The 24,480-nt window shown below is 47.1% G+C and carries 18 protein-coding genes; 11 read left to right on the plus strand and 7 right to left on the minus strand.

Going from position 1 to position 24,480, the window contains the following annotated elements; genetic code table 11:
• The first annotated feature begins 1 nt into the window (after position 1).
• Together MINF_RS07480 and MINF_RS07485 are read left to right on the plus strand one after the other, a co-directional pair.
• On the plus strand, positions 2–3,253 hold the full coding sequence (locus MINF_RS07480) for an efflux RND transporter permease subunit (RefSeq protein WP_012464024.1): 3,252 nt from the start codon (positions 2–4) through the stop codon (positions 3,251–3,253).
• Positions 3,254–3,351: 98 nt separating this feature from the next.
• Positions 3,352–3,570 carry a YgaP family membrane protein gene (locus MINF_RS07485; protein ID WP_012464025.1) on the plus strand — a complete coding sequence of 73 codons (219 nt, stop codon included), beginning with the start codon at positions 3,352–3,354 and terminating at the stop codon, positions 3,568–3,570.
• Between the two features lie 82 nt (positions 3,571–3,652).
• Here MINF_RS07485 and proS read toward each other — a convergent pair whose 3' ends face one another.
• Positions 3,653–5,182 carry a proline--tRNA ligase gene (proS, locus tag MINF_RS07490; protein WP_048810265.1) on the minus strand — a complete coding sequence of 510 codons (1,530 nt, stop codon included), beginning with the start codon at positions 5,180–5,182 and terminating at the stop codon, positions 3,653–3,655.
• Between the two features lie 214 nt (positions 5,183–5,396).
• On the opposite strand from proS, the gene gatC reads away from it, so the two are divergent.
• Genes gatC through gatB form a run of 3 tightly spaced genes read left to right on the plus strand, consistent with a single transcriptional unit; the run spans position 5,397 to position 8,636 of the window.
• Positions 5,397–5,669: an Asp-tRNA(Asn)/Glu-tRNA(Gln) amidotransferase subunit GatC gene (gene gatC, locus MINF_RS07495; RefSeq protein ID WP_238523466.1), complete on the plus strand. Its 273-nt coding sequence runs from the start codon at positions 5,397–5,399 to the stop codon at positions 5,667–5,669.
• Entirely contained in the window at positions 5,666–7,150 is a 1,485-nt protein-coding gene (gatA, locus tag MINF_RS07500; RefSeq protein ID WP_012464029.1) for an Asp-tRNA(Asn)/Glu-tRNA(Gln) amidotransferase subunit GatA, read from the plus strand. Before gatC ends, gatA begins: the two co-directional genes overlap by 4 nt.
• A gap of 28 nt (positions 7,151–7,178) precedes the next feature.
• The gene (gene gatB / locus MINF_RS07505) at positions 7,179–8,636 is read left to right on the plus strand and encodes an Asp-tRNA(Asn)/Glu-tRNA(Gln) amidotransferase subunit GatB (protein WP_012464030.1); all 1,458 of its coding nucleotides are present in this window, start codon (positions 7,179–7,181) and stop codon (positions 8,634–8,636) included.
• A gap of 63 nt (positions 8,637–8,699) precedes the next feature.
• On the opposite strand, the gene MINF_RS10860 is transcribed toward gatB, so the two are convergent.
• The 3 genes from MINF_RS10860 to MINF_RS11865 all read right to left on the minus strand — a co-directional run bounded on the left by MINF_RS10860 (position 8,700) and on the right by MINF_RS11865 (position 12,087).
• Positions 8,700–10,475 (minus strand): N-acetylmuramic acid 6-phosphate etherase, encoded by a 1,776-nt coding sequence (locus tag MINF_RS10860; protein ID WP_012464031.1) that lies wholly within the window; start codon positions 10,473–10,475, stop codon positions 8,700–8,702.
• A gap of 579 nt (positions 10,476–11,054) precedes the next feature.
• Positions 11,055–11,870 (minus strand): tetratricopeptide repeat protein, encoded by an 816-nt coding sequence (locus MINF_RS07520; RefSeq protein ID WP_012464033.1) that lies wholly within the window; start codon positions 11,868–11,870, stop codon positions 11,055–11,057.
• A gap of 91 nt (positions 11,871–11,961) precedes the next feature.
• Complete coding sequence (locus tag MINF_RS11865) at positions 11,962–12,087, minus strand: hypothetical protein (protein ID WP_012464034.1); 126 nt, start codon at positions 12,085–12,087, stop codon at positions 11,962–11,964.
• A gap of 1,346 nt (positions 12,088–13,433) precedes the next feature.
• On the opposite strand from MINF_RS11865, the gene ligA reads away from it, so the two are divergent.
• Entirely contained in the window at positions 13,434–15,464 is a 2,031-nt protein-coding gene (gene ligA, locus MINF_RS07530) for an NAD-dependent DNA ligase LigA (protein ID WP_238523467.1), read from the plus strand.
• A gap of 5 nt (positions 15,465–15,469) precedes the next feature.
• A complete protein-coding gene (locus tag MINF_RS07535; RefSeq protein WP_012464038.1) occupies positions 15,470–16,081 on the plus strand; it encodes a LysM peptidoglycan-binding domain-containing protein in 612 nt (203 codons plus the stop codon).
• Between the two features lie 124 nt (positions 16,082–16,205).
• Here the strand turns inward: MINF_RS07535 and glpK are convergent, their stop codons facing one another.
• The 3 genes from glpK to MINF_RS07550 form a co-directional block, all read right to left on the minus strand.
• On the minus strand, positions 16,206–17,753 hold the full coding sequence (gene glpK, locus MINF_RS07540) for a glycerol kinase GlpK (RefSeq protein WP_012464039.1): 1,548 nt from the start codon (positions 17,751–17,753) through the stop codon (positions 16,206–16,208).
• A complete protein-coding gene (locus tag MINF_RS07545) occupies positions 17,713–18,528 on the minus strand; it encodes a type III pantothenate kinase (RefSeq protein ID WP_012464040.1) in 816 nt (271 codons plus the stop codon). Before MINF_RS07545 ends, glpK begins: the two co-directional genes overlap by 41 nt.
• A gap of 122 nt (positions 18,529–18,650) precedes the next feature.
• Positions 18,651–20,111, minus strand: a complete 1,461-nt coding sequence (locus MINF_RS07550; protein WP_012464041.1) for a DegQ family serine endoprotease — start codon at positions 20,109–20,111, stop codon at positions 18,651–18,653.
• A 483-nt stretch (positions 20,112–20,594) separates the two neighbouring features.
• Between MINF_RS07550 and MINF_RS07560 the strand changes: the two genes are divergently transcribed.
• From MINF_RS07560 to MINF_RS07575, 4 genes are read left to right on the plus strand one after another with little or no spacing between them, the layout of a single operon-like run.
• Entirely contained in the window at positions 20,595–21,059 is a 465-nt protein-coding gene (locus MINF_RS07560) for an NYN domain-containing protein (protein ID WP_148205196.1), read from the plus strand.
• 53 nt (positions 21,060–21,112) lie between these two features.
• Positions 21,113–22,084, plus strand: coding sequence for a tryptophan--tRNA ligase (trpS, locus tag MINF_RS07565; RefSeq protein WP_012464046.1), 972 nt, complete (start codon positions 21,113–21,115; stop codon positions 22,082–22,084).
• A 13-nt stretch (positions 22,085–22,097) separates the two neighbouring features.
• Positions 22,098–22,916 (plus strand): chorismate mutase, encoded by an 819-nt coding sequence (locus MINF_RS07570; RefSeq protein ID WP_012464047.1) that lies wholly within the window; start codon positions 22,098–22,100, stop codon positions 22,914–22,916.
• Between the two features lie 25 nt (positions 22,917–22,941).
• Positions 22,942–24,471 carry a coiled-coil domain-containing protein gene (locus MINF_RS07575; RefSeq protein ID WP_012464048.1) on the plus strand — a complete coding sequence of 510 codons (1,530 nt, stop codon included), beginning with the start codon at positions 22,942–22,944 and terminating at the stop codon, positions 24,469–24,471.
• Positions 24,472–24,480: the final 9 nt, after the last annotated feature.

Consider the following 24,480-nt stretch of genomic DNA (forward strand, 5'->3'; position numbering starts at 1 on the left):
CATGGACGAAGCTGAAACAAAAATTCATGGAGGGCGGTGGGCCGGCAAATTTATCGGGTTCTTTTCCCAATCGAAGATCACCCCCCTTTTGGTTTTAGCTTCTATCCTTTTGGGGAGCTTTGCCCTCTACCAGCTTCCTCGAGAAGAAGAACCCCAAATTATCGTCCCCCTGTTCGATGTTTTTGTTTCCATGCCGGGAGCCAGTCCCCAGGAAGTGGAAAAAAGAATTGTCACCAACGGCGAAAGGGTTTTCTGGCAGATCTCCGGCGTTGAATATGTTTATTCGACCGCGGCTCCCAACGGTGCCCTTTTTATTGTCCGATTCAAGGTTGGAGAAGATATGGAGAAAAGCTTGATCAAGCTTTATACCAAGATTTATTCCAACCTGGATTTCCTTCCACCGGGAGCATCCACGCCCTTGATAAAAACAAGATCCATAGACGACGTTCCCATTCTTGCCCTTACTTTTTATAGCCTCAAGCGTTCGCCCTTGGAATTAAGAAGGATCGTAGCCACGCTCAGGGATAGCATCAATCATCTGCCCGATGTGTCTGAAACAACGATCATAGGGGGAAGAAAAAGGCAATTCCAGATATTTTTCGATCCCTCGAAAATCGCCAAAAGACTCCTTTCTCCCCAAGAAATCTATAAACTTATTCTCCAAACCAATGTAAGAATGCCGGCAGGACATATTGAGACAGAGCCAAGACTGATCGATGTCGAGCCAAATTCTTTTATCCAGAAAAAAGAAGACCTGGAAAATCTTGTTGTCGGGGTTAGTCAAGGACAGGTTGTTTACTTGAAGGACGTAGCCCAAATTGTCGATGGCCCGGATCAAGAAGAAAGAGAGGTAAGCCTCATAGCCGGTCCTTCATGGGATGAAAAAGAAAAGCTTTCAGGAAAAGTCTCCGCGGTCACCCTTTCCCTGGCAAAAAGAAAAGGATCAAATGCCACCTTTTTGGCTAACAAAATCCTGGGCACAATCAAAGAATTAGAAGGGAAGATACTCCCTAGCGATGTCCAATATATCATTACAAGAAATTATGGAGAAACGGCGGCGGATAAATCGAACGAACTGCTGAAACATATGGGTATAGCCATCGTCGGGGTGAGCCTACTCATCTGGTTTGCCCTAGGAATCAGAGCGGCCATCGTCGTGATTATCGCCATTCCCACAACCCTGGCATTAACCTTGCTTACCTTTTACATTTTCGGTTTTACGATCAACAGGGTGACTCTTTTCGCCCTTATTTTTACCATCGGTATTCTCGTTGATGACCCTATAGTCGGCATTGAAAACATAGTCAGGCACATCCACTTAGCCGTCAACAAGGGTAAAAGCCTGCTCACAATCACCATCGGGGCCATGGAAGAGATTGTCAGCCCCCTTGTCTTGGCCACCATGGCGGTCATCGCAGCCATTTTGCCCATGGCTTTCGTCGGAGGTCTCATGGGACCCTACATGCGCCCCATACCTATAGGAGCCAGTGCAGCCATGATCTTTTCGATGCTGGTTTCTTTATCGGTCACTCCATGGGCAGCCGATCTCTTTCTCAAGGGGATCAAAGAAACAAAAGACAAAGGAGAGGATCTGCTCACCCGTATCTATAGATTTGTCATGACTCCCCTTATCTATAATCCTTTCATACGCATTCTTTTCCTTTTGCTCCTCACCGTTCTTTTGCTCGGCGCGGTTGCCTTGATCCCTTTAAAAGTCGTCCGGGCCAAGATGTTGCCCTTCGACAACAAAAACGAATTCCAGGTCATCCTCAACATGCCGGAGGGCACTCCTGTTGAAAAAACCGAAGCGGTGCTGGACAAAATGGCTAAGGTCGCCCTGAGCCTCAAGGAAGTTAAAAATATTGAAATCCAGGCCGGAACCCACTCTCCCTATAATTTTAACGGGCTCATCCGGCATTATTTTCTCCGGGAAAATCCCTACCAAGGCGACCTCCAGGTTAACCTGGTGGATAAGCATAAAAGAAAAAGACAAAGCCACGACATTGCCGAAAGCATCCGCAAAGAGATTAATGCCATCGCCCATGCTGAAGGGGCTCACGCCCAAGTAGCCGAAGTTCCTCCAGGCCCCCCCGTCCTCTCCACGCTTGTTCTTGAAGTCTACGGCCCTGATTTCATCGAGAGAAGAAATTTAGCTCTTAAACTGGAGCAACTCTTGAAAGATACTCCCGGGATTACCGACATTGCCACCTACGAAGAAGCCGATTTTCCCTTGGAAAGGCTTGATGTTGACATCGTCAAATCTTCTTTAAACGGCCTTTCTTCGGAGCTTATCGCCCAATCCATCGCGATCGCTTTACATGGGAAAAGTCCCGGCCTGGCCCATCTCAAGGATGAGCCGGAGCCGGTAGACATCCTTGTCCGGTTGCCCAAGGAAGACAGGTCCAAGGATAGCCCCGCCCTTTCTATATCTTTACTTTCACGGTTCATGAGGCTTATACCGATTGATACCCTTGTGAGCAAGATTATGGGCTATCAGCACCATTCCTTGTATCATAAAAACCTCATGCCCGTCTCTTATGTTCTTGCCGATGTGACAAACGAGGTCGGCAGTCCCGTTTATGCGATCATCGATTTTCAGAAAAAATTAAGTCAAATTCGGGGACCTGACGGGAAACCCCTAGAAATTCTTTTCACCCACCAGCCTATCAACCCCCTTTCTTGGGCCGTAAAGTGGGATGGAGAATGGCAGGTCACCTACGAAGTGTTTAGAGACTTGGGGACGGCTTTCGGAATCGTTTTAGTGCTCATTTTCATCCTTGTCGTAGGCTGGTTCCAATCCTTTAAAACTCCCTGGGCGGTCATGCTTCCCATCCCCTTGTCTCTTGTGGGTATATTGCCCGCCCACTGGCTTACGGGAATGTTTTTCACCGCTACGTCCATGATCGGCATGATCGCCGGGGCGGGAATCGTTGTCAGAAATGCGATTATATTGGTTGACTTCATAGAATTGCGTTTAGCCCATGGGGATAAACTTGAAGAAGCCGTGATAGAAGCCGGAGCCGTTAGATTTAGGCCCATGCTTCTCACCGCCTCTTCAGTCATTGTCGGCAGCTCGGTCATCCTCTTTGACCCGATATTCCAGGGTATGGCTTTATCCTTGATGGCCGGGGAAATCGCCTCAACCCTATTGTCCAGAACGGCCGTGCCCGTCTTTTATTACCTTCTTATGAAAAAAAAGAAAGGGGGACAAAAAGAAAGCCCTCTTTCCAGGCCTGCCTCCGTCCAGGCATAAGGGCGGAGAAGGATTGATCCTTGAACTGTAAGTTCATGTAATATCCAGTTGATTTTATCCTTTACCCTGTTTATTCTATTATTAGAAAGGAGGCAAAGATGAGCATCGAAAGGAAAATTAGAGCTTTAGCGGGCAGTTTAGTGTTAATCAGCTTGGGGCTTTCTTTTCTAAGCAAGTGGTGGCTTTTGCTCACCGCTTTTGTAGGGTTGAACTTGTTTCAATCCGCTTTTAGCGGGTTTTGTCCCGCAGAAATCGTGTTGAAAAAATTAGAAGAAAAAAAACATTCCCCAGCTCCTCAAAAAGAAGCCCATTCTTAAAACCAAGCTTAAAAAGCAGGAAGATCTCTTTCTTCCTGCCTTTAAGTCTTGGTTTAAAGTCTAAAGTAAACAGAAAGCTTCTTTAATAGGCTTTAGCAAAAACGACTCTTTGTTGACTGGGATTGCCCGAAAAAGGACAGGTTCCCTGTTTGTCTTCTTTATCCTGTTCAAAAGGAATACAGCGAATAGTAATCTTTAGATCCTCTTTCAGTTTTTCTTCCGTTTCCCTGGATCCATCCCAGTGGGTATAGGCAAAGCCGCCCGTGGTTTCTTTACCCTGCTGATCCTGGGAGGAGAAAAACGCATAAAATTCTTCTTTAGAATCTATAAACCGGCTGTTATCTTGGAGGAAGTTTTCGGCCCGGGCATAAATCTCCTTCTGTATATCCGCAAGCAAGGCGGGCAGTCTCTCCAGAAACCCTTCAAAAGTGAACTGCTCCCTCTCTTTTAATTCTTTGTCTCTTCTTTTTACGGTCAGCAACCTTGAAGAGACTTCTTGGGGACCAATTTCCACCCGCAAAGGAACGCCCTTTTTTATCCACTCCCAAGACTTGACCCCACCCCCCATTTCTCTTTTATCTACTTCTACCCTGAGCTTTTCTCCGGCAAAATCGATCTTTTCTATTTCCCCTGCTATTTGATGGGCAAAATCCAAAATTTTCGTTTTGTCTTCCTCTTTTTTCACCAAGGGAAGGATAACGACCTGGAGTGGAGCAACCGTTGGGGGAAGTACCAAGCCGTTATCATCCCCGTGAGCCATGATCAGTGTCCCAATAAGCCTTGTACTTACTCCCCAGCTAGAGGTCCAGGCAAATTGCATCTTCCCTTCCTTGTCGAGAAACCGGATGTTATTCGCTTTTGAAAAGTTTTGACCGAGGAAATGAGAAGTTCCTACCTGTACAGCCTTTCTATCCTGGACCATCGCTTCAAGAGTATAGGTGTTATCCGCCCCGGGGAACCTTTCACTTTCGGGCTTCTCCCCGACAATTACCGGCAAGGCTAAATAGCCGCGCATAAATTCTTCATAGAGTTTGACAATAGAAAGAGCTTCTTGCCGGGCTTCCTCGGGGCTGGCATGGACCGTGTGGCCTTCTTGCCAAAGAAACTCGGTGGTTCTCAAAAAAAGCCTCGGTCTCATCTCCCACCTTACCACGTTGGCCCACTGGTTAATCAGTAGGGGTAAGTCACGGTAAGATTGAATCCACCTCGAAAAGGCTGCTCCTATTATGGTTTCAGAGGTCGGCCTGATAACCAGCGGTTCAGTAAGAGGCGAGGCGGGATGAAGCTTGCCGTCAACTCCTTTTTCAAGCCTATGATGGGTAACCACGGCGCATTCCTTGGCAAAACCCTCCACGTGTTCAGCTTCCTTTTGGAGATACTCCAGAGGAATAAAAAGGGGAAAATACACGTTCTTATGGCCCGTTTTTTTAATGCGCAGATCGAGTTCTTTTTGGATCCGTTCCCACAAGGCATAACCCCAGGGTTTGATGATCATGCAACCCCTCACCTCGGAATTTTCCGCAAGGTCTGCCGCCGCAATCACCTGCTGGTACCATTCGGGGAAATCCTCGCTGCGTCTAGGACTTATGGCATACTCTCTTTTGGGATTCATGCTCGACATAGATCTATAACCTCTTCTTTTGGCTTGGCTTCCCTACCCCTTGGTAGAGTTGTCACAAAAGCAATAACCGCAAGCTCCACGGTAAAAAACATGATGGAAAATTATTGTAAAGGCCGATGAGGATCAAGAACAGTGTATATTTATTTTTTCCTACTTGAATCTCCGCTTTTTATCTTTTACTCCTTATAGAATGGAAAAGCTTTCGATGGATATAGAATATGTTGCCGATCTGGCAAGGATATCTCTAAGCCCTGATGAAAAAAAAATTTTCGGTGAGCAGTTTTCCTCGATTCTCGACTATATTGAGAAACTCAAGGAAGTGAAAATTGACGATGTCGTTCTAAAAGGAGAAGAAGAGGGCTTTGAAAACAACCTGCGCGAAGACATTCCCTTAAAGAGCTTCACCGTGGAAGAAGCCCTTCGTAATGCTCCGAGTGAATTTAATAACCTATTTATCGTACCGAAGATCATAGAGTGAAATTGTTTGAACTTTCAGTCAAAGAGCTTCGGAGGCTTCTTGTTCAAAAAGAAGTCAGTCCGTTGGAAGTTGTTGAAAACCTCCTTTGCAGAATAGCGGAAGTCGACCCCAAGATTTTCGCTTACATCTATCTCAACCATGAAAGAGCCCTTGAAGCTTCCAAGAAAGCAGACATTTCTCTTCCCCTGGGAGGTGTGCCCGTAGCCATAAAAGACAACATTAACGTGCTTGGCGAGCCTTGCCGGTGCGCTTCCCGTATCCTGGAGGGTTACCTCGCTCCTTACGATAGCACCGTCATCGAGAAGTTAAAAAAAGCGGGAGCCATTTTGCTGGGAAGAACAAACATGGATGAATTCGCCATGGGATCTTCCACGGAAAATTCTTCGGTGGGGATAACCCGCAACCCCTGGAATACCGAGAGAGTCCCTGGAGGAAGTAGTGGAGGTTCTGCTGCGGCGGTCGCCGCCCATGAAGCCTTCTGTGCCCTTGGAAGCGATACGGGAGGCTCCATTCGCCAGCCTGCTGCTTTTTGTGGTTGCGTTGGACTCAAGCCCACCTACGGGAGAGTCTCTCGATATGGCCTGACGGCTTTTGCTTCCAGTTTAGACCAGATCGGACCGATAACGAAGACCGTCGAAGATGCCGCCTTACTCCTCGAGGTCATCTCGGGCTTCGATCCCTTTGACAACACTTCTGAAAAGCTACCCGTCCCCCGTTTTTCGGAGCTGCTCGAGAACCGTCCTCTTAAAGACTTTGTGCTGGGAATACCCAAGGAGTATTTCATCGAGGGCATTGACGGGGAAGTACGCCAAGCCCTCAGCCAAGTCATCGGCCATTATGAAAAGCTAGGGGTAAAAATTGAAGAAGTTTCCTTACCCCATACTCCTTATGCGGTCGCCACTTATTATATTCTTGCCACTGCCGAAGCCTCCGCCAATCTGGCCAGGTTCGATGGTATCCGCTACGGGAAACGGGCCAAAAATTACAACGATCTCATCGATTATTACGGCAAAACAAGGGATGAAGGTTTTGGCTCCGAAGTCAAAAGGAGAATTCTGCTTGGAACTTATGTCCTGAGCTCGGGCTATTACGATGCCTATTACCTGCGTGCTTTAAAGGTCAAGGAAAAGATTAAGCAGGACTTTTCCTTGGCTTTTCAAAAATGCCAAGCCCTCTTAACCCCCACCTCGCCCTTTTGTGCTTTTCGCATTGGTGAAAAAACAAGCGATCCCTTGCAGATGTACTTAGCCGATATATTTACGATCGCCGTTAATCTTGCGGGGATTTGTGCCCTCTCTATTCCCTGTGGACGATCCACCGAAGGATTGCCCATCGGGTTCCAGCTCATCGGACCGGCATGGAAAGAAGAAACTATTTTGGCTTTAGGTTATATTTATCAGAAAACCACGGGTTGGGTTCCACCCCTACCCCCTCTAGGAGGACCAACGGGTGGAGGGGGTGCCGATGGCCTACCCCTGTAGAGCTTTAACCGCATAACCGTTTGCTATTATGGACTATGAAGCGATAATTGGCTTAGAAGTTCACGTTCAGCTAAAAACTCAAACCAAGCTTTTTTGCGGCTGCGCCGTTGAATATGGAGCAACACCCAACAGCCGGGTTTGCCCCGTCTGCTTGGGGTTACCCGGTGCACTGCCCTCGCCCAATAAAGAGGCCATTATCCTGACAATCCAAACGGGGTTAATGCTTGGATCTGAAATCGCCCGCAGAGGAAAATTCGATAGGAAAAATTACTTCTATCCGGACATGCCCAAGAATTACCAGATTTCACAGTACGATCAACCCCTTTGCAAAGGCGGTTCTGTCCAACTCTACCCTTTAGCTTTTCCCAAGGATGCTCAAAAGGATCCCCAAGCCCAGGAGAGGAAAAAAATCCGGATCGTCAGGGTCCATCTTGAAGAAGACGTGGGAAAATCCTTTCATTTCGATGAAAATAGCGGGATAGATTTTAACCGTGCCGGCACACCCTTAATGGAAATCGTCTCGGAGGCGGATATCCGGAGTCCTGAAGAGGCTTTTGCTTACCTTTCCGCTCTCCGTCAAATACTCAGGTACGGAAATGTAAGCGATTGTGACATGGAAAAAGGCCAGCTTCGATGCGATGTCAACGTGAGTGTTAAACCCGCTGGAGAAAAAAAATGGGGAACGAAGTGCGAGATAAAGAATCTCAACAGCATTAGTGCGGTGCGCAAGGCTTTAAAATATGAAATTCAAAGACAAATTCATGTTTTATCCACGGGGAGCAAGATATCCCAGGAAACCCTCCGATGGGATGATTTAAGAGGTCAAACGGTTCCCATGAGGACCAAGGAATACGCCCACGACTACAGGTATTTTCCCGATCCTGATCTGCTTACCGTCGTTACCGAAGGAGAACTGGTTGCCGAGGCCAAGAAAAGGATCCCTGAACTGCCCGAACAAAAAAAACAAAGGCTCTGCGAAGTCTACCGGTTGAACGAATATCAATCCAGCGTTTTAGCCTCGGATCCGCAACTGGCCGACTATTTCGAAAAGGCCGCTTCCACGGCATCGAATAAAGTGGCCGTAGCCAATTTCCTTATTAATGATTACCTAGCCGTGGCTTCGGATCTTGAAACGGCCGTTCCCATCCCTGCGGAATATTTTTCAGAGCTTTCCAACCTCGTTGAACAGGGAAAGCTCCACATGAAGCAAGCCAAGGAGATCGTCAAGGTGATGGTCGCCGAAAAGAAAAGCCCTGCGGCAATCGTCCAAGAACAAGGAATAGGACAGATTACCAGTGTCGAGGTGCTCCAAGGGCTATGCCGGGAAGCCATCGAGGCCAACCCCAAGAGCGTGTCCGATTACAGGTCCGGGAAGTTAGCCGCTCTCAACGCCTTGAAGGGCTACGTCATGAAAAAAACAAAAGGGCAAGCCAACCCCCAGATCGTGCACGATCTTTTAGAAAAAACACTAAAAGAAACGGGCTAAATAAACCTTTGAATCCTTGAATATTGCAGTCCTTCTTGTAATCAAGGCTCCAAGCACTATAGCCTATAGCCTTTCCTTTGATTCCATTTCAGAAATGACCGCAGAAAGGAGCCAATCCTTTTTTTCCAACAAAGCGGTGGCGGTTTTTTCATCCAGACCGTAAAGGGTCATGAGTATACGGAGCGAACGGTAACGCAGCTTCATGCTCTTCGGTTGAAGGTTAATCATGAGATTGTCTTTGACCTTGCCCGTGCGGATCATCGCTATGGTGCTGAACATGTTTAAAACAACCTTGGTGGCCGTTCCCGCCTTAAGCCTGGTCGATCCCGCCACGATTTCCGGTCCCGTGGGAAGATCGATCCCGATGTCGGCGTAAGGACAAGGAGGTCTTTGGGGATTACAACTTAATAGTATCGTTCGGGCTCCCTTGTGTTTAGCCGCTTCAAGGGCGGCAACCACAAAAGGAGTTCGCCCACTGGCCGTGATTCCACACACGATATCCTTTTCGGTTACTCCCCTACTTGAAATGCTTTTGTAACCTTCCCCGCTATCGTCTTCAATCCCTTCCATGCTTCGCAAGACCGCTTCTGCTCCCCCGGCCATGATTGCCTGGACAACCTCCGGGGAAACGTTAAAAGTAGGGGGCATTTCACTGGCATCGAGCACACCCAGCCTCCCGCTAGTCCCCGCTCCCACATAAAAGAGCCTCCCTCCCTTGGCCAACGTATCGCTGACGGCCAAGGCTGCCGATTCGATTTCTTTCTTGCATTTTTCCAAGGCGGACTGGACGTAGGATTCTTCGGAGATAAACAAATCCACCAGTTCGGCCACCGTTTTCTTTTCAAGGGAGCAACTGCGGGGATTCCTTTCCTCGGTCAGGGCCCTATCAAGTACCTTTCTTTGCTCCTCGGTAGGGAGCCCGTTTTCCTTCTTCAACAATGAGGGACTATAAGAAGTTCTAAGCAGGCGCAAAGCCCCCAAAGGGCCTGGAGTCCTGCACACAAAGTACTCGGAAAAGGGCAGAAGCCTTTTTAATTCCTTTCCAAAAAGCTGGGTATAAAAGGGGGAGTTTTCAAAGAGCCCGCCTACCAAGGCTACCCGGGGATGGGTCAATCCCAACCTTTCAGCCACGATCTGGACGCGCAAGGCCAACGCCGAAGCCTCCTTTTTTACGATTTCAAGGGAACTTGCATCTCCCTTTTCAGCCATTTCCAAAACGAGGGGAGCAAAAGAGGCGACAAAATCCTTCCTTCCAAACTGCGCAAGAACGTAGCCCAACAACTCGGCCAGGTTATTGACACAGCAGTGACGAAGAAAAGCCAAGCCAAGGGCTGAATTCTTTTTGGTAAGATCCCAGTCCAAGTAGATCCTTTCCAACCCCTCCCTGCCTATCCTATAACCGCTGCCGGGATCACCGAGTTGGCCCCACCCCCCCGCTTTTTCCCACACCCCTCCCTTATAGCCGATCACGTTGGATCCCGTGCCCCCTATAACCAATAGGCCTTCTTGGCCTGGATCAAAGGCCCCTGCATAAGCCGACCGGCTGTCTTCGGCCACCACGATTCTTTTGGCCCCGGGCCAAATTTCCCGGATCAGGGTTTCAAGCACCTCTTTTTCTTTTTCCGTTTGGCATCCCGCAAACCCAACGCCTATTTCTGCGATGTCTTCCCCGGCTCTTTCCCGGATGGACCTAAAAAGGGAAAACAGTTCGTCCCGGGATAAAAGATGAAAATTGCCCGCTCCTTCTTTTCCTTCAGAGAGAACCTTGCCGTCCCTTTCCTCGACGACCATCCAGCGGGTATGGGTCGCCCCGCCTTCTATGCCTAGTAATTTGCCCATGACTTGATTTCCTACCCGATAATCCCGACCATGGCAATTCCAAACAACCGGAGACTTACAGTTCTTTCATCTAGACCGCTTCGGCCGCTTGTGATGGCGGAGTCGTTCACTCCGCCATTTCCCTTCCCCCACTTGACCTTTGTTTTCCCTTCCTTTCGGGAATACTTTTTTAGCTTATTGGACTTTGGCTTCTCATTCCGGTTTGGCCTAGTTCTCGTTCTTGACCCTCCGGGAAATTCCTCCTTTTCCCTCCCTATTTGGAATCGGTCTTCCCCTCCACGAAGAAAGGATTGCTTCCCTTAATTATTCATCCCTATTTCCTCCCACCTCCCTACCTCCGCCGCCAATGAGAGGAAAAGGATGGTTTTCCCCGGGTTCCCTCTCCAGCCTAGGAGTTAATCAGGGAATACCCGGATCCCTTCCCGATCGCATTGAGAGTCAACCTGCGAAAAAGCAAATCAGCCGGTGAGGCAAACGCCTAGGGCTCCAAATGCCTACAGGGACCTTTATTAAAACATACATAACTCAATGGAAGTAAAGAAGGATGGTGAAACTTAAAACAAAACCAGTCTATTCCAGTTATTGTCCTTTCCCTACCACGGTTTCAAGTGCTTTAAGCCAATGTTTCGCATCGGCATTCCCCTGCTCAGCCGCTTTCCGCCACCAATACTCTGCCTGCACGTAGTCCTGCGGCACTCCTTGGCCATGCCAGTAGGCACCGCCCAGACCGGATTGTGCTGGGGCAAATCCCTGCTCAGCTGCTTTCCTATACCAATACACCGCCTGTGCGTAGTCCTGCGGCACTCCTTGGCCATGCCAGTAGGCATAGCCCAGAGACCATTGTGCTGGGGCATTCCCCTGTTCAGCCGCTTTCCGCCACCAATACACCGCCTGTGAGTAGTCCTGCGGCACTCCTTGGCCATCCCTGTAGGCATCGCCCAGAGACCATTGCGCTAGGTCATACCCCTGCTCAGCCGCTTTCCGCCACCAATACACCGCCTGCACGTAGTCCTGCGGCACTCCTTGGCCATCCCTGTAGGCATCGCCCAGAGACCATTGCGCTGCATCATACCCCTGCTCAGCCGCTTTCCGCCACCAATACACCGCCTGCATGTAGTCCTGCGACACTCCTTGGCCATCCCTGTATGCATTGCCCAGAGACCATTGCGCTAGGTCATCCCCCTGTTCAGCCGCTTTCCGCCACCAATACACCCCCTGCGTGTAGTCCTGCGGCACTCCCTTGCCATACCAGTAGGCAATGCCCAGACCGCATTGTGCCTGGACATCTCCTTTCTCGGCCAGTTTTTTCAATTGAGCTATGCTAATGGAATCAGCCCGAACGATGACGATCGCTAGAATCAAGTAAGTAAGGGCAAGAAAATAGTATTTTCTCACATAACCTCCTAAGAGGTTACAATGAATACCCTTTTATTTTAAAACCAACTAGTCATCAAGGATAATTTTATTTTATTCGGAGGTCCAATCCTCACCCTATGGAAATGAGATCATAAGGACAACCACCTGCAACCTCGGCCGGGTAATCCCCGATGTAATGTTGACCATATGTTCCCCAATTCTCCGGCTTTTCAAGACTGCAATGGGAATAGGGCATAAGGATTGAGTCGGTGTCTCGATCACTTTTTCTCTTGGGAGAGAGAAAACCTAGGACAATGTCCTTGTTGCCGGAGGGGATCTACCTTTGGCTCTCTGGACCTCGGGGATCGGGTCTTAAGGAAAGCTAGATAAAGATCCGGTCCTTCCCGTAAGTAACGCCACAGCCGCTAAATGTCCAAAAATAAAGGAGCGGTTGCCTGGTCCCCGGCCTAAGCGTGGCCGAAGAAACCTAGTCGATGTCCAAATAGAGGGATAGACCGGGATGCGAAATAGACAAAAGAATGGGTTTTAGAACTCTTCCTCTCCGATGGGCGCAGGGCAAAACCGGTTGATAAAGGGCTTTTTTTTCAGGTTCAAACACGATCCATTCGCTCCGAAACCCAACCCCTCCCTTCGAGCCCGAACCGGGAGCATAAAGGTCTTCCCCAGGCTAAAACCACTACCTGTCGGCACAAGCTACGGGGAAAACCAAAAGAGAGGGATTAGGCCAATATCGCCACCGAAAGCCAAAGTTCAAGATTTTAGGCCAAAAACTATAGCCTTCCCTTTTCCCCGTGAAGCCCACCGGCCTCGGAATCAGTTGCCCAGAAAAGGGATGGGTATAAGACCGGCGAATAAGCTTAAGATCCCTTTAGCTTACCAACCTTTCCTTAACTTTTAACCCGAGATGGCAAGCTTGATTTGTCATTTGAGCTTCCTGAAATGTTCCCCAAAACTAAGGCTATCTTTTAAGCACTAAAATCCAAGGGAGTAATCCAGACCAAAGACGTAACCAGAACGGATCCGATTCTCATGCCCTAAAGCCTTTCCAAAGTTTCTTTCCCCTTTCATCCCGGGACCTCTCTGCCTTAGCCTTATCGAAGCCGGACAACCCTAAAGCTGCCCTCATTCCTTAAGACCAACCGGATAGTTGAGCAAGGGCATGGCCGGTTCTGGGATGGAGAGATCTGCCCTGAAAACACCTTCCCCCGAGCGGATTTTCCTTGGATGATCTGACCTGGGTTTCGGCCCTCCATGATTTCTACCTTTATCCGCGATCTTCTTTTGTCGGATAGGTGGACAAGCCCTACATTTCGCTACGACGAACTTTCCCCTTTTTCCTACCGCCCAACATCATTGGAAAAGAACTCCCTAACCGGTTGTGCATTGGTGGTGCCTTTTGCTTCAGTGCCGGCCGAGACCCTCAAAATATTTACTATCCGGTTCTCATTCAAACTGAAAAAATCTGCCGGTTAAAAGAAACAGCCCTTGCAAGGTCTTTCGCCTATGCCCTTGTCCTTTCCCTTTTAGGATAAAAGAGAAATATTGATTGAATCCTATTTGGCGTTTATTTTTTTGAATAAAGTGAACAAAAAAAAGGCTCCTTCTTTGGACTCCCTCGGTTACGAGGAAATCAAAAAGAGGCATGATGAGCTCGTCAAGCTCATTCGAAAATACGACTACGCCTATTATGTCGAAGCCCATCCCCTGGTTTCCGACCAAGAATACGATAATCTTTACCACGAGCTAGAAACCCTTGAAAAACTCCATCCCGAGCTGATCACTCCCGACTCCCCCACCCAGAGGATAGGTGAGACTCCCCTGAGCGGTTTCTCTCAAGTCACCCACGAGATTCCCATGCTCAGTTTAGAAAACACCTATTCCAAGGAAGAACTCTTTGCTTTTCTAGAAAGAATAAAAAGGGCCCTTCCCGGGAAAAAAATCAGCTTTACCGTTGAACCCAAGATCGACGGCGTATCCATTAGCGCCGTCTACAAAAACGGGTTGTTCAGTCTTGGGGCTACCCGGGGCAACGGGACCGTGGGGGACGATATTACCCAAAACTTAAAAACCATCCGCAGCCTTCCTTTGAGGCTCGAAACGCCCGATCCTCCCGAATACTTAGAAGTAAGAGGAGAAGCCTACATGTCCCCTAAAGATTTTGAACGGCTCAATGCCCAGAGGGAAAAAGAGGGCAAAGTCCTCTTTGCCAATCCAAGGAATGCGACGGCCGGTTCTCTCAAGCAGCTCGATCCACGAGTAGTGGCCGAAAGACCCTTAGCCGTTGTCTTCTACGGAGCGGGAAAACTCGTGGGCATGAAATGCAAAACCCAAGAAGAATGGTTAAATTTTCTTAAAAAAATAGGCCTTCCCATCCCCATCGTGTTCTGGGTTTGTAGCAACGAAAACGAGGTCTACGAAGCGATAGGCAAACTCAACGAGTGTCGAAACCAGCTTCCTTATCCTACCGATGGAGCAGCCGTAAAAGTCAACGAGTGGGAGTATTATTCTCTTCTTGGATACACGGCGAAAGCCCCCCGGTGGGCATTTGCGTACAAGTACGGGGCTGAAAGGGCAAAAACACGGCTAAACAACGTTATTTTCCAGGTAGGTCGGAGTGGAACCATCACACCCGTGGCCGAAATGGATCCCGTTTTCCTTTCGGGAACAACGGTTAGCCGGGCAACGCTCCATAATTTCGACCAGGTTAAAAGACTCGACGTCAAGATCGGCGATGTCGTCTACCTGGAAAAGGCCGGGGAAGTTATCCCCGAAGTGGTCGGGGTCGATCTGAACCAGCGTCGCGGGACCGAAAAGGAGATCGTTCCCCCCGAGTTTTGTCCCAGTTGTGGGGAAAAACTTTCCTGGGAAGGGATATTCCTTCGGTGTGAGAATGAGAATTGTCCTGCCCAATTGAAGGAAAGAATTTTACATTTTGCCCAACGCAACGCGATGGATATCCAAGGACTGGGAGAGTCCCTGGTTGACCAACTGGTTGACAAGGGAATAGTCAAAGACGTTGCCGATATCTATGACCTGGACGAAGAAACCCTTGTCAACTTGGATCGAATGGGGAAGAAATCAGCCCAGAATCTTCTCAAAGCGATCGAAGAAAGCAAGAAGAAAGATCTCTCTCGATTAATCTTTGGCCTGGGGATACCCCACATAGGTCAAAAAGCCTCCGAGGATCTGGCCCGTTATTTTGGGACAATGGACAAACTGTCCCATGCCACCGAAGAAGAACTACTCAACCTCCCTTTTATTGGCGAGATCATGGCCAGGTCCATAGTCAACTACTTTCGGAAAGAAGCAAACCGCAGGCGGCTCGAAAAACTGCGCAAAAAAGGGCTAAACTTTGTCTCAACCCTCTCCCAAGCCTCTTCGGGCACTCTCTCCGGCAAAACCTTTGTCATTACGGGGACTCTTTCTGAACCCCGCGAATCCATAGCCCAAAAAATCATCTCCAAAGGAGGAAGGGTAAGCAACTCTCTTTCAAGAAAAACAAGCTATCTTGTTGTCGGTTCAGATCCCGGATCAAAATTACAGGAAGCCAAGAAACTGGGCATCCCCCTTATCAATGAACAGGAACTTTTAGAGATGTTGCATGGAGGATAAAACTTATGCCTTTTTCCCTTTATGCCTTTCAAAGAAGGATTTTAAAAAAATTTTTCCGACCCCTTTTTCACCTTTTTACCCTATCCTTCTTTTTCTTTTTCCTTCCTTTCTTTTCTCATCCTCTTTTCTGCCAAGAAAGCGCGGATTCAGAGACCCCGGAGATTGCAAAAAAGCTCGACGGAGAAGAAGAGAAGAAAAAACTTCTCAGGGCTGCAGACATCCTTGATCAACTCCAGCAAAATGTAGAAACCGATTCACTCAATATCCTATCTATCAAGGAGGAAATCAAAAAGCTGAAGGAGCAGGTTTCAACGCTCCAAAAAGATGTCGATAAAATAAAAGCAGCCGTATCCCCTGGCAACCCTTCCTTAAGCAATTCAAAAAAAGAAAAAGGAGAATCTCTTGGAAGGGCCCATAAAAAGTTTAACGGGCAGAAGATCGAAAAAGGATACTATTATGTCATCCAAAAAAACGATACCCTGGAGAGCATAGCGGAGGCTTATAGAAAAAGCGGGGTAAATGTAAGCGTCGAAGACATATGTAAGGCAAACAATCTATCGCCTAACTCTACCCTGGAAGCAGGGAAAAAGTTATTTATCCCTAAAAAAAACGGCTAAGTCCTGCAAACCTCTTTTCTTACCATGGCTCAAGAAGAATAAGCCCGCTGCCTGGATCCAGGGATACTTCAACGGAACAAGTTTCTCGGCAAGTTTTTCCCAAGATAGAGAACTTTTCGTTTTGTTACTCGATCCATCGGGAGGCTTTCTGAACCGCTTTTTTCCAATAACGAAGCAGTCTTTCTCTCTGTGCCGGTCCCATTGTCGGCACCCATTCCCTGGTTGTCTTCCTCCATGAGTCGATTTCCTCTATCCCACTCAATAATCCCACGGCCAAGCCCGCAACAAAAGCAGCTCCCAAAGATGTAGCCTCGATATCGGCTGCCCGCAGTTTCCTATTGAGTATATCCGCCTGGAACTGCATGAGCTGATCATTTTTAATCATTCCCCCATCGACCTTAAGTTCAAGGATCTCCATGCCACATTCCTTTTGGATCAGCTCGAAAAGCTCACCCACTTGAAAAGCGGTGGCTTCCAATACCGCCCTGGCCAAGTGACTTCCTTGGGTATCCCAACTTAAACCCAGGATCGTAGCCCTAGCCTGGGGATCCCAATAAGGCGAAAACAATCCATTAAAAGCGGGAACAAAATATATTCCCCCGTTGTCCTTGGCTTGTGCGGCAAGCTTTTCGACTTCCTTCTCATCCTTAAGTTTCAGTAATTCCTTCAGCCACCGCACGGCAGAACCCGCCGCAACCGTGCTCCCTTCAAGGGCATAACACACTTTGCCATCATTCAACATATAGGCCAAGGTGGTAATAAGTCCCCTACGCGAAAAAATGGGCTTATCGGCCGTGTTGAATAAAAGAAAAGCTCCCGTGCCATAGGTACACTTTCCTTCCCCGAAACTTATACAACCCTGTCCTATGAGAGCGGCTTGCTGGTCGCCGATAAGACCGGCTAAGGGCACCCCCTTTAAAATACCCACCTTTGCTTCGGACAAAAAAGAAGCCGATGGGACTACTTCGGGTAACAAAAGGGGCGGTATGTCCAGTTCTTCCAAGATTTCCTGATCCCACTTGAGGCTATTGATGTTAAAAAGTTGAGTCCGAGAGGCATTGGTCACATCGGTGCTGTGTTTTCCCCCTTGGGGGCCTCCCGACAATTTCCAAGCTAAAAAAGAATCGACCGTTCCAAAAAGCAGCTCTCCAGAAGCAGCTTTTTGCCTTGCTCCAGGCAGATTCTGAAGTAGCCATAACAGTTTTAGCCCGCTAAAATAAGTCGATAAGGGCAATCCCGTTTTATGGTGGTAACGGTAAATACCCTCTTTTGTTTGAGAGAATTCGCGGACAAGGTCGGATGTGCGGCTGTCCTGCCACACTATTGCCCTGGAAAGGGGAATTCCCGTCTTTTTATCCCAAAGGAGGGTTGTTTCCCTTTGGTTGGTAATGCCCAGGGCCGCCAAGTCTTTTTTTCTCAATGGCTTTTCAGTGAGGGCCTCTTCAACAAGGGCAAGGACATGATGGAAGATTTCCAATCCATCCTGTTCAATCCAACCTTTTTCCGGGCAATACCAACGGTGTTCTTTGAAAGAAGAATAAACAACACGACCTTGGCGGTCAAAGATAAGGAACTTGGTGCTCGTCGTTCCTTGATCGATTACCCCGATAAACTCAGCCATGGTAGCCACGCTACTGATTATGAGTAAAAAGAGAAAAGGGGAAGGACTCACCCTTCATCGGAGGATAGCCTTCAGGAAAAGGGAGGTCTTTTCTTTTCCTCTTTATCAAAATTTCTCCAATGAGCCGAATTCCTTTTAAGGTCAGCATTTCGTCGATAACATCGACGCTTTTGAGCTGAGAGCAGACCAGCCGACTCCCCCCTCCGGTAGCCACAACGATGAATTTTTGAAGCAGGCCAAGCTCTTCCTTGATTTTTTCTATAAGATACTGAACCATTCCCCTGTAGCCATGAACGGCTCCCACCCGCAGGGCTTCTTCCGTGGATTGGGCAATTACCTTCGAAGGTTCTTTTATTTCAACCAAGGGTAAAAGGGCGGTCTTTTCATGCAGGTAAGAGGTCATCATGCTTAATCCCGGAGCAATGATTCCTCCACAGAAAGCCCCCTTTTGATCGACAATATCAAAAGTCGTCGCCGTCCCAAAATCGATGGCTACAGCGGGATAACCGTATAAAAGCGACAAGGCCACGGCGTTAGCAAGCCTATCGGCTCCGATTTCCCTGGGGTTAGGGTAATGGATTGGGATTCCCAAAGGAACAGTGGGATCAATTTGATATAACCTGCCTAGGAAAGGTTTCTCGAAAAAAAGATTTTTCTGGGGCACCACGCTACATAGGATTAAATCCTCCAAGGGATACATCTGCGCGATTCTCTCCGTCTGCTCAAAGCTTATTTGAGCGGTAGGAATTTTCTCCAAGAGACGGAGTTCCCCCTCCTTAAAGAGCCCTATTTTTGTCACCGAATTGCTGATATCGACAAGGATCATACAAGGCTTTTGCGCCCTCTAACCAGCCCTTTTAAAGTAAAGAATGCACAAGGCTCGGAGCTTCCCTTCTTGCCCTATACCTTTTCAAAGAACTGCTCCTCATTAGCCTTTCCAGCAAAAAACTACTTGTTTGTTCGAGGAACAACCACAAAATGGGTAATTCCCTTGGACCAAACCCTGAGCAGCACATTACCACCGGTTCCTTTAACAGCTTGCAAGGCTTCTTGGACCGTCCGAACGGGGCGGCGTTGGACTTCAAGAATGACATCTCCCGGTTGCAAGGAATTTCTCCCGGGCCTGGCTGCCGGGGATTCGGGATCAACGGATACGATCACCACCCCTTGAATATCGGCTGGAATCTCAAACTGCTGCCTGGTCATCCTATTCAAATCGGCAATCTCCACTCCGGGCAAAAAAGAAGAGTTCTCTTCCTGCTGTTTGGGAACGTTTGCAGACACTTCCTCTGGGGTCCTTTCCTTGAGTACGGCCTGGATAACCTTCTCCTTTCCATCGCGCCAAATTTTCAAATTGACCTTGGAACCGGGAGGAGTCTGGGAAACAGCCAGCCTTAAAGATCTTGGATCGGTCACTTTTTGCCCATTGTACTCAAGGATAACATCGCCAGCTTTCATTCCCGCTTGATCTGCAGGAGTTCCAGGGCTGACCTGCTCGACTAGCGCCCCCGTTGCTTCTGGAAGCTTAAAAGCTTGAGCCAGATCAGGGGTAACCTCGGATATGGTCACTCCAAGAAAACCACGAATGACCCGCCCGTTCTTTAAGATCTGTTCTACCACATACCGAGCCATATTCGAAGGCACGGCAAAACCGATACCGAGGTTGCCCACCCTGCCAGGACTAACGATAGCCGTGTTTATTCCAACCAGCCGCCCCTGGATGTCGACCAAGGCCCCCCCAGAATTACCCGGGTTTATAGCCGCATCGGTCTGGATAAAATCCTCGTATTCTTCAATACCGATATCCTTTCTTCCTTTACCGCTGACAATACCCATGGTGACGGTTTGGGTGAGAGCAAAAGGATTTCCAATGGCCAAAACGACATCCCCCACTTCTACTTGATCACTATCGGTAAACACGATGGAGGGCAGTCCTGAAGCATCAATTTTTACCAAGGCTATATCGGATAAGGGATCTTTCCCAATCACTTTGCCTGCAAATTCCTTTTTCTGTTCTCCGACAAGCACCTTGATTTCTTCAGCCACATCCACCACGTGATTATTCGTAACAATGTAGCCATCGGAGGAGACGATGACGCCTGAACCGAGACCTGTCTGTTTCCTGGGCTTAGGCATGGGGAATATCCGAGGATTATTTTGATCCTCTCCCCCATCCGGAGGACCAAAAAACTTTCTGAAAAAAGGATCGTTAAAAAAAGGGAAGATCCAGCCTTCCGGAGCTTTTACTTTTTGGGTGGTAAAGATCTCCACTACGCTCGGGGCCACTTTTTTAACAATAGGGGCAAAACTTGTAACCAACCCCGTGTTCTGTCTTTGAATTTGGGCATTATCTATCTGAAACTGGAAAGGAACAGGCTTCAGTTCTTTGTTTTGGGAAAACCAGTTCAAGGCATGAACCGAGCCATTGAATGGAAATAAAAAAAAGAAAAAGCTGGTTATTAAAACAAAAAAGGCGAAAGGCTTGGGGAAATTATTCATAAGAAGAGGTATATTAAAAACTTATCGAAAAACCCATAAAAATAGTTCTTTTTACTTTCTAGGCATCAATAAAAAAGATACAAAATAGGAAATTTTTATTTTGCTCTTTTTAATATTATTCTATCTCTGTTGGCCTATTTTAAAATGGTATGTTATAAACAATTAATAAAATGCATTAATAAATCCAAAAAAGGTTTCCTTGTCCAAGGGAACTTAACTGGATAGAATAAATTAAAATAGAATTAAAGGAAAAGAAAAAACTTTTTGACTTCAAAAAGATGAGCAAACAATGGAATAAAATTGAAAAAAGGAAAAGAAGGAAACGTTATTATAAAAGAAAAAAAGAGAAAATGAGACTTTTGGGTCAACAACTCTCCGCCAAGGGCTCGACGAATGGATAAAAAATTGTCATCTACTCCCCTTTTAGTCATAGACGGCTACAGCGTGATCTATGCCTGGGATGAACTTAGGCTTGCCAAAAGAAGGTCTTTAAGTAAGGCTAGGGAGTTGTTAATCGAAAAACTTTTTGTTTTGCATGACCTCGATATTTACCAGGTCGTAGTCATTTTTGACGGCAGCAACCCGGAGCCGGTGAGCATTCCTAAAGTTCCAGAGGATTTTACCGTCATTTTCTCCCCCAGGGGAACAACGGCCGATGGGCTCATAGAAAGATACGTGAGCTCTTCGGTGCCCCAAAGGACTGTAACAGTGATTACCGCCGATCTCGAAGAAAAACGCCAGGTGGAATCCTTGGGGGCTTTCTGTATGAGTCCTGAATGGTTAATGCGGGAAATAGAGTATAGAGAAGCTGATTTCAGGGGAGTTTTAGAAAAAGTTCACCTTCAGAGTCGTTTTTAAGTTCTTTTTTTTTTGAACTTATCCTTTTTTAAATCTTAAAAGACAAATCGTTTATGTTAAAACGGGTTCTTTCTGGAATTCAACCTTCGGGTCATCTCCATATCGGAAATTATTTCGGGATGATCAAGAGGGCGATCGAATGGCAAGACAAGGCTCAAACCCTTTATTTCATAGCCGATTATCATGCTTTAACCTCTATAAAAGACCCTCAAAACCTCAGGCAATACGTACGAAAAATTGCCATGGCCTTTTTGGCCTGTGGCCTTGACCCGGCTAAATCCATATTTTTTAGACAAAGTTCCATTCCCGAGGTCCATGAACTAGCCTGGATTCTCTCGTCTATAACCCCTTTTGGTTTGCTGGAAAGATCTCATAGTTTCAAGGACAAAATCGCCAAGGGGTTATCACCCACCTTGGCCCTCTTTTCTTACCCGGTGCTCATGGCCTCGGATATCCTCCTTTATCAGTCCGAGATCATCCCCGTAGGGCAGGATCAAAAACAGCATCTTGAAATTGCAAGGGATATCGCCCATAAATTTAACCATACCTATGGGGAGGTATTTCGCATTCCCGAGCCGGACATACAGGAAGAAGTAGCGGTGATACCGGGCATAGACGGCCAGAAAATGTCTAAGTCTTACAACAATACCCTGGAAATCTTTGGCGATCCCGAAGAATTCAAGCGAAGGGTAATGAGCATAAAGACGGATTCCACTCCAGTTGCTTCCCCCAAGCCCATCCAGGGATCCATATTGGTCAATTTATATAAACTGGTCGCCAGCCCAGCCGAATATGAAGAGTTTGTCGAAAGCATGAAAAAAGGAGGTCAAGGCTACGCCTATTACAAAAAACTTCTCCTTGAAAAACTCAATGCTTATTTCAAACCCATTCGAGAAAGATACCTAGAACTGGAACGTAATCCTAGCTATGTGGATGAAGTCCTTGCCGATGGAGCTTACAAAGCGAGGATGATATCCCAGGAAACCTTAAGAAAAGTAAGGCAGGCTGTCGGCCTGCTCGATTGAAAAAGGTTATCTCATGGGCATAGAAGCTTTCCGTAACCAATTGGAAAAGATAGATCGCCAGATTTTGAAATTTCTCAACTTGAGAATGAGGCTGGCCCAGGAAATAGGCGAAAAAAAAAAGCTTTACGGCTATCCCGTCCTGGACACCCAGAGAGAAGACCGGTACCTGAAAAATCTCAAAGCGATCAATCCCGGGCCGTTGCAAGAGAAGAACCTTGAAGGGATATTCCGAGAAATATTTTCCTCTTCCCGTTGCCAGCAAGGAGGTTTAAGGATCGGATGCCCGCAAAACCATTTTCTGTCCTGTTTTCTTGCTTCCCTTATCCGGTTTGGCTCAAGCAGTACCTTTATCCCTATTTCTCTTGATGAAGGCAGCCAAGTCCAAGAAGATAAGGAACCGGAAGTCGATACTCTTGTGGTTTCCACCCCTTACCTGCTGAAAAGGATTAAAGCAAATCGGTCCACTCTCCTCTCCCTTTTGCCCTCTTTTTCTCTCGGAGGGGAAATTGATCTTTCCCAGTTTATTTCTCATCAAGAGATAGAAAAACACTTTTTCTTTTTTCAAAAAAAATCGATTCCCAAGGAAAATGCGGTTTACAAAATGGTCTTTGTCGCCGGGGGCTCGGTTTCTTATCCTTCGGTTGAGAAATGGGTAGAAAATCAAGGACTAAAAGTAATTTTTTTTGAGGGCGATCCTCAAAATCCCCAAGATAATGTTTATCTTTTAGAAAAAACAACAAAAGAGCCTAAAAAAGAAGACATCGAATATTCCTGGAAAAAGTTTACAGAAGGCTTAGGTTGGGTAATTTTGATAGGCAGTTATCCCTTTTGATTTTCAACCCTGCAAACTTAAGATTATGGATTTTGAAGGAATATCCCAAAACCCACCTGGATATCCTTTCCGTTTTCCTCCCCAAGGAAATCCAATCGACGGTTCTATCCCCAAAAGATCATTCCCCCAAAAAATAGGACCAAGAAATACTCTTCCTCCCCATCTCTTAGCCCAAAACAAAAAACATCCTCCTCCCCGAAAACTGGGCTCTCTACCCAAAGATGGTCTTTTCAAAGAGCCCTTTGCTCCTTCCCCTTCCACGGCAAAGCCCTATTTTCCCAATGGACATTCTCCATTATCCCGAAAAGAACATAAAAGCCCTAGAGAAAAAGCCAACCCAAAACCTTCTCCTTTAATTTTGGAGCGGACCACAAGAAAAAACCATCCCCCTCCAAAGAATACCTCTTCGGTTTCTTTAACCCCTAAAGAAGCAAAAAAGGCCTCCGGATTTTCCTCCCGGAGGAAATGGGTGGGACTTCTTTTGCGCCTCTTTCTTTATGTAGGAACATTGGCCGCCGGATTTGGCGCATATTACTCTTTTAGGGAAACTCGGATCAGCGGTTGGATAGCGGTTAAAGGTATTTCCATGCCCAAAGAGATTTATCTCGTTCATGATTTCTCGGGGGACGTAAAAGCACTAAGGGAAAATTACCTCAATGAAATAGGACCTTGTTTGGAAGAAATCCAGAATAAAAGGGAGAACCTCAAAAAAGCAAGGACGGATATTACAGCGCTCAATGAAAGGCTTAGACTGCTCAAACAGCAGGAACATGTTGCTGAAACCGAGATTCAAATTGTAGCTAAAGAATACCAGGAAAAAGCCGATCATCTCTGGAAAAATGAGGGTGTACTGCTTGATCAAGAATACGATAAAAGGCTTGAGGAACTCAAAGAACGTTTTCAACAAAAGGCTCAACAGTTAGGCATAGATTTTAATATCTCGTCGGCCGAAGCCAATTCTCCTGAAGCATGGGTCAATGCTTATAACCTTGCCTTGTACAACCCTCCACCCGAAATAGATCCTGTCAAAGAACGACAATGGGCTGAAGAAGAACTAAAAAAGTGGCATAGCTTTGAAACAGAAAATGAAAAAAAAAGGACGGAACTTAAATTAAAAACCAAGGAAATTCAATCTGAACTCGGTCCAAAAGTCCAAGCTTTACGAGAACAAATCCTACGCATCCAATCTCGCATCCAGGACAGCGAACTTGAGATCGCTCCGCTAGAACAAGAATATGCTAATAACGAAAGAGAGCTGGCTCAAGCGGAAGAAACCGAACGGAAAATTAAAGAGCGTTTTTTAAACGATCTCGAAAAGATTCCGCAAAACAGCGTTAGGGAAAAAATACCGCTGGATCCGGATGGCCATTTTGAATGGCGGAGGCTCGATCAAAATCCTAAGTTTACTCCCGGCCAGTATTTTTTGTGGGTAGTTATAAAAAAGGAGGGAAAAGAATGGTGGTCGCTTTTTCCTTTTCCTATTCATGCCTATGCGTTAACAGAAATCGTCGTTCTGCCCGAAAGCTTTGTTCCCATAGACGCCCTGTTAAATTGAAGGCCGCTT

The organism is Methylacidiphilum infernorum V4 (assembly GCF_000019665.1).
In the GTDB taxonomy this organism is placed as follows: domain Bacteria; phylum Verrucomicrobiota; class Verrucomicrobiia; order Methylacidiphilales; family Methylacidiphilaceae; genus Methylacidiphilum; species Methylacidiphilum infernorum.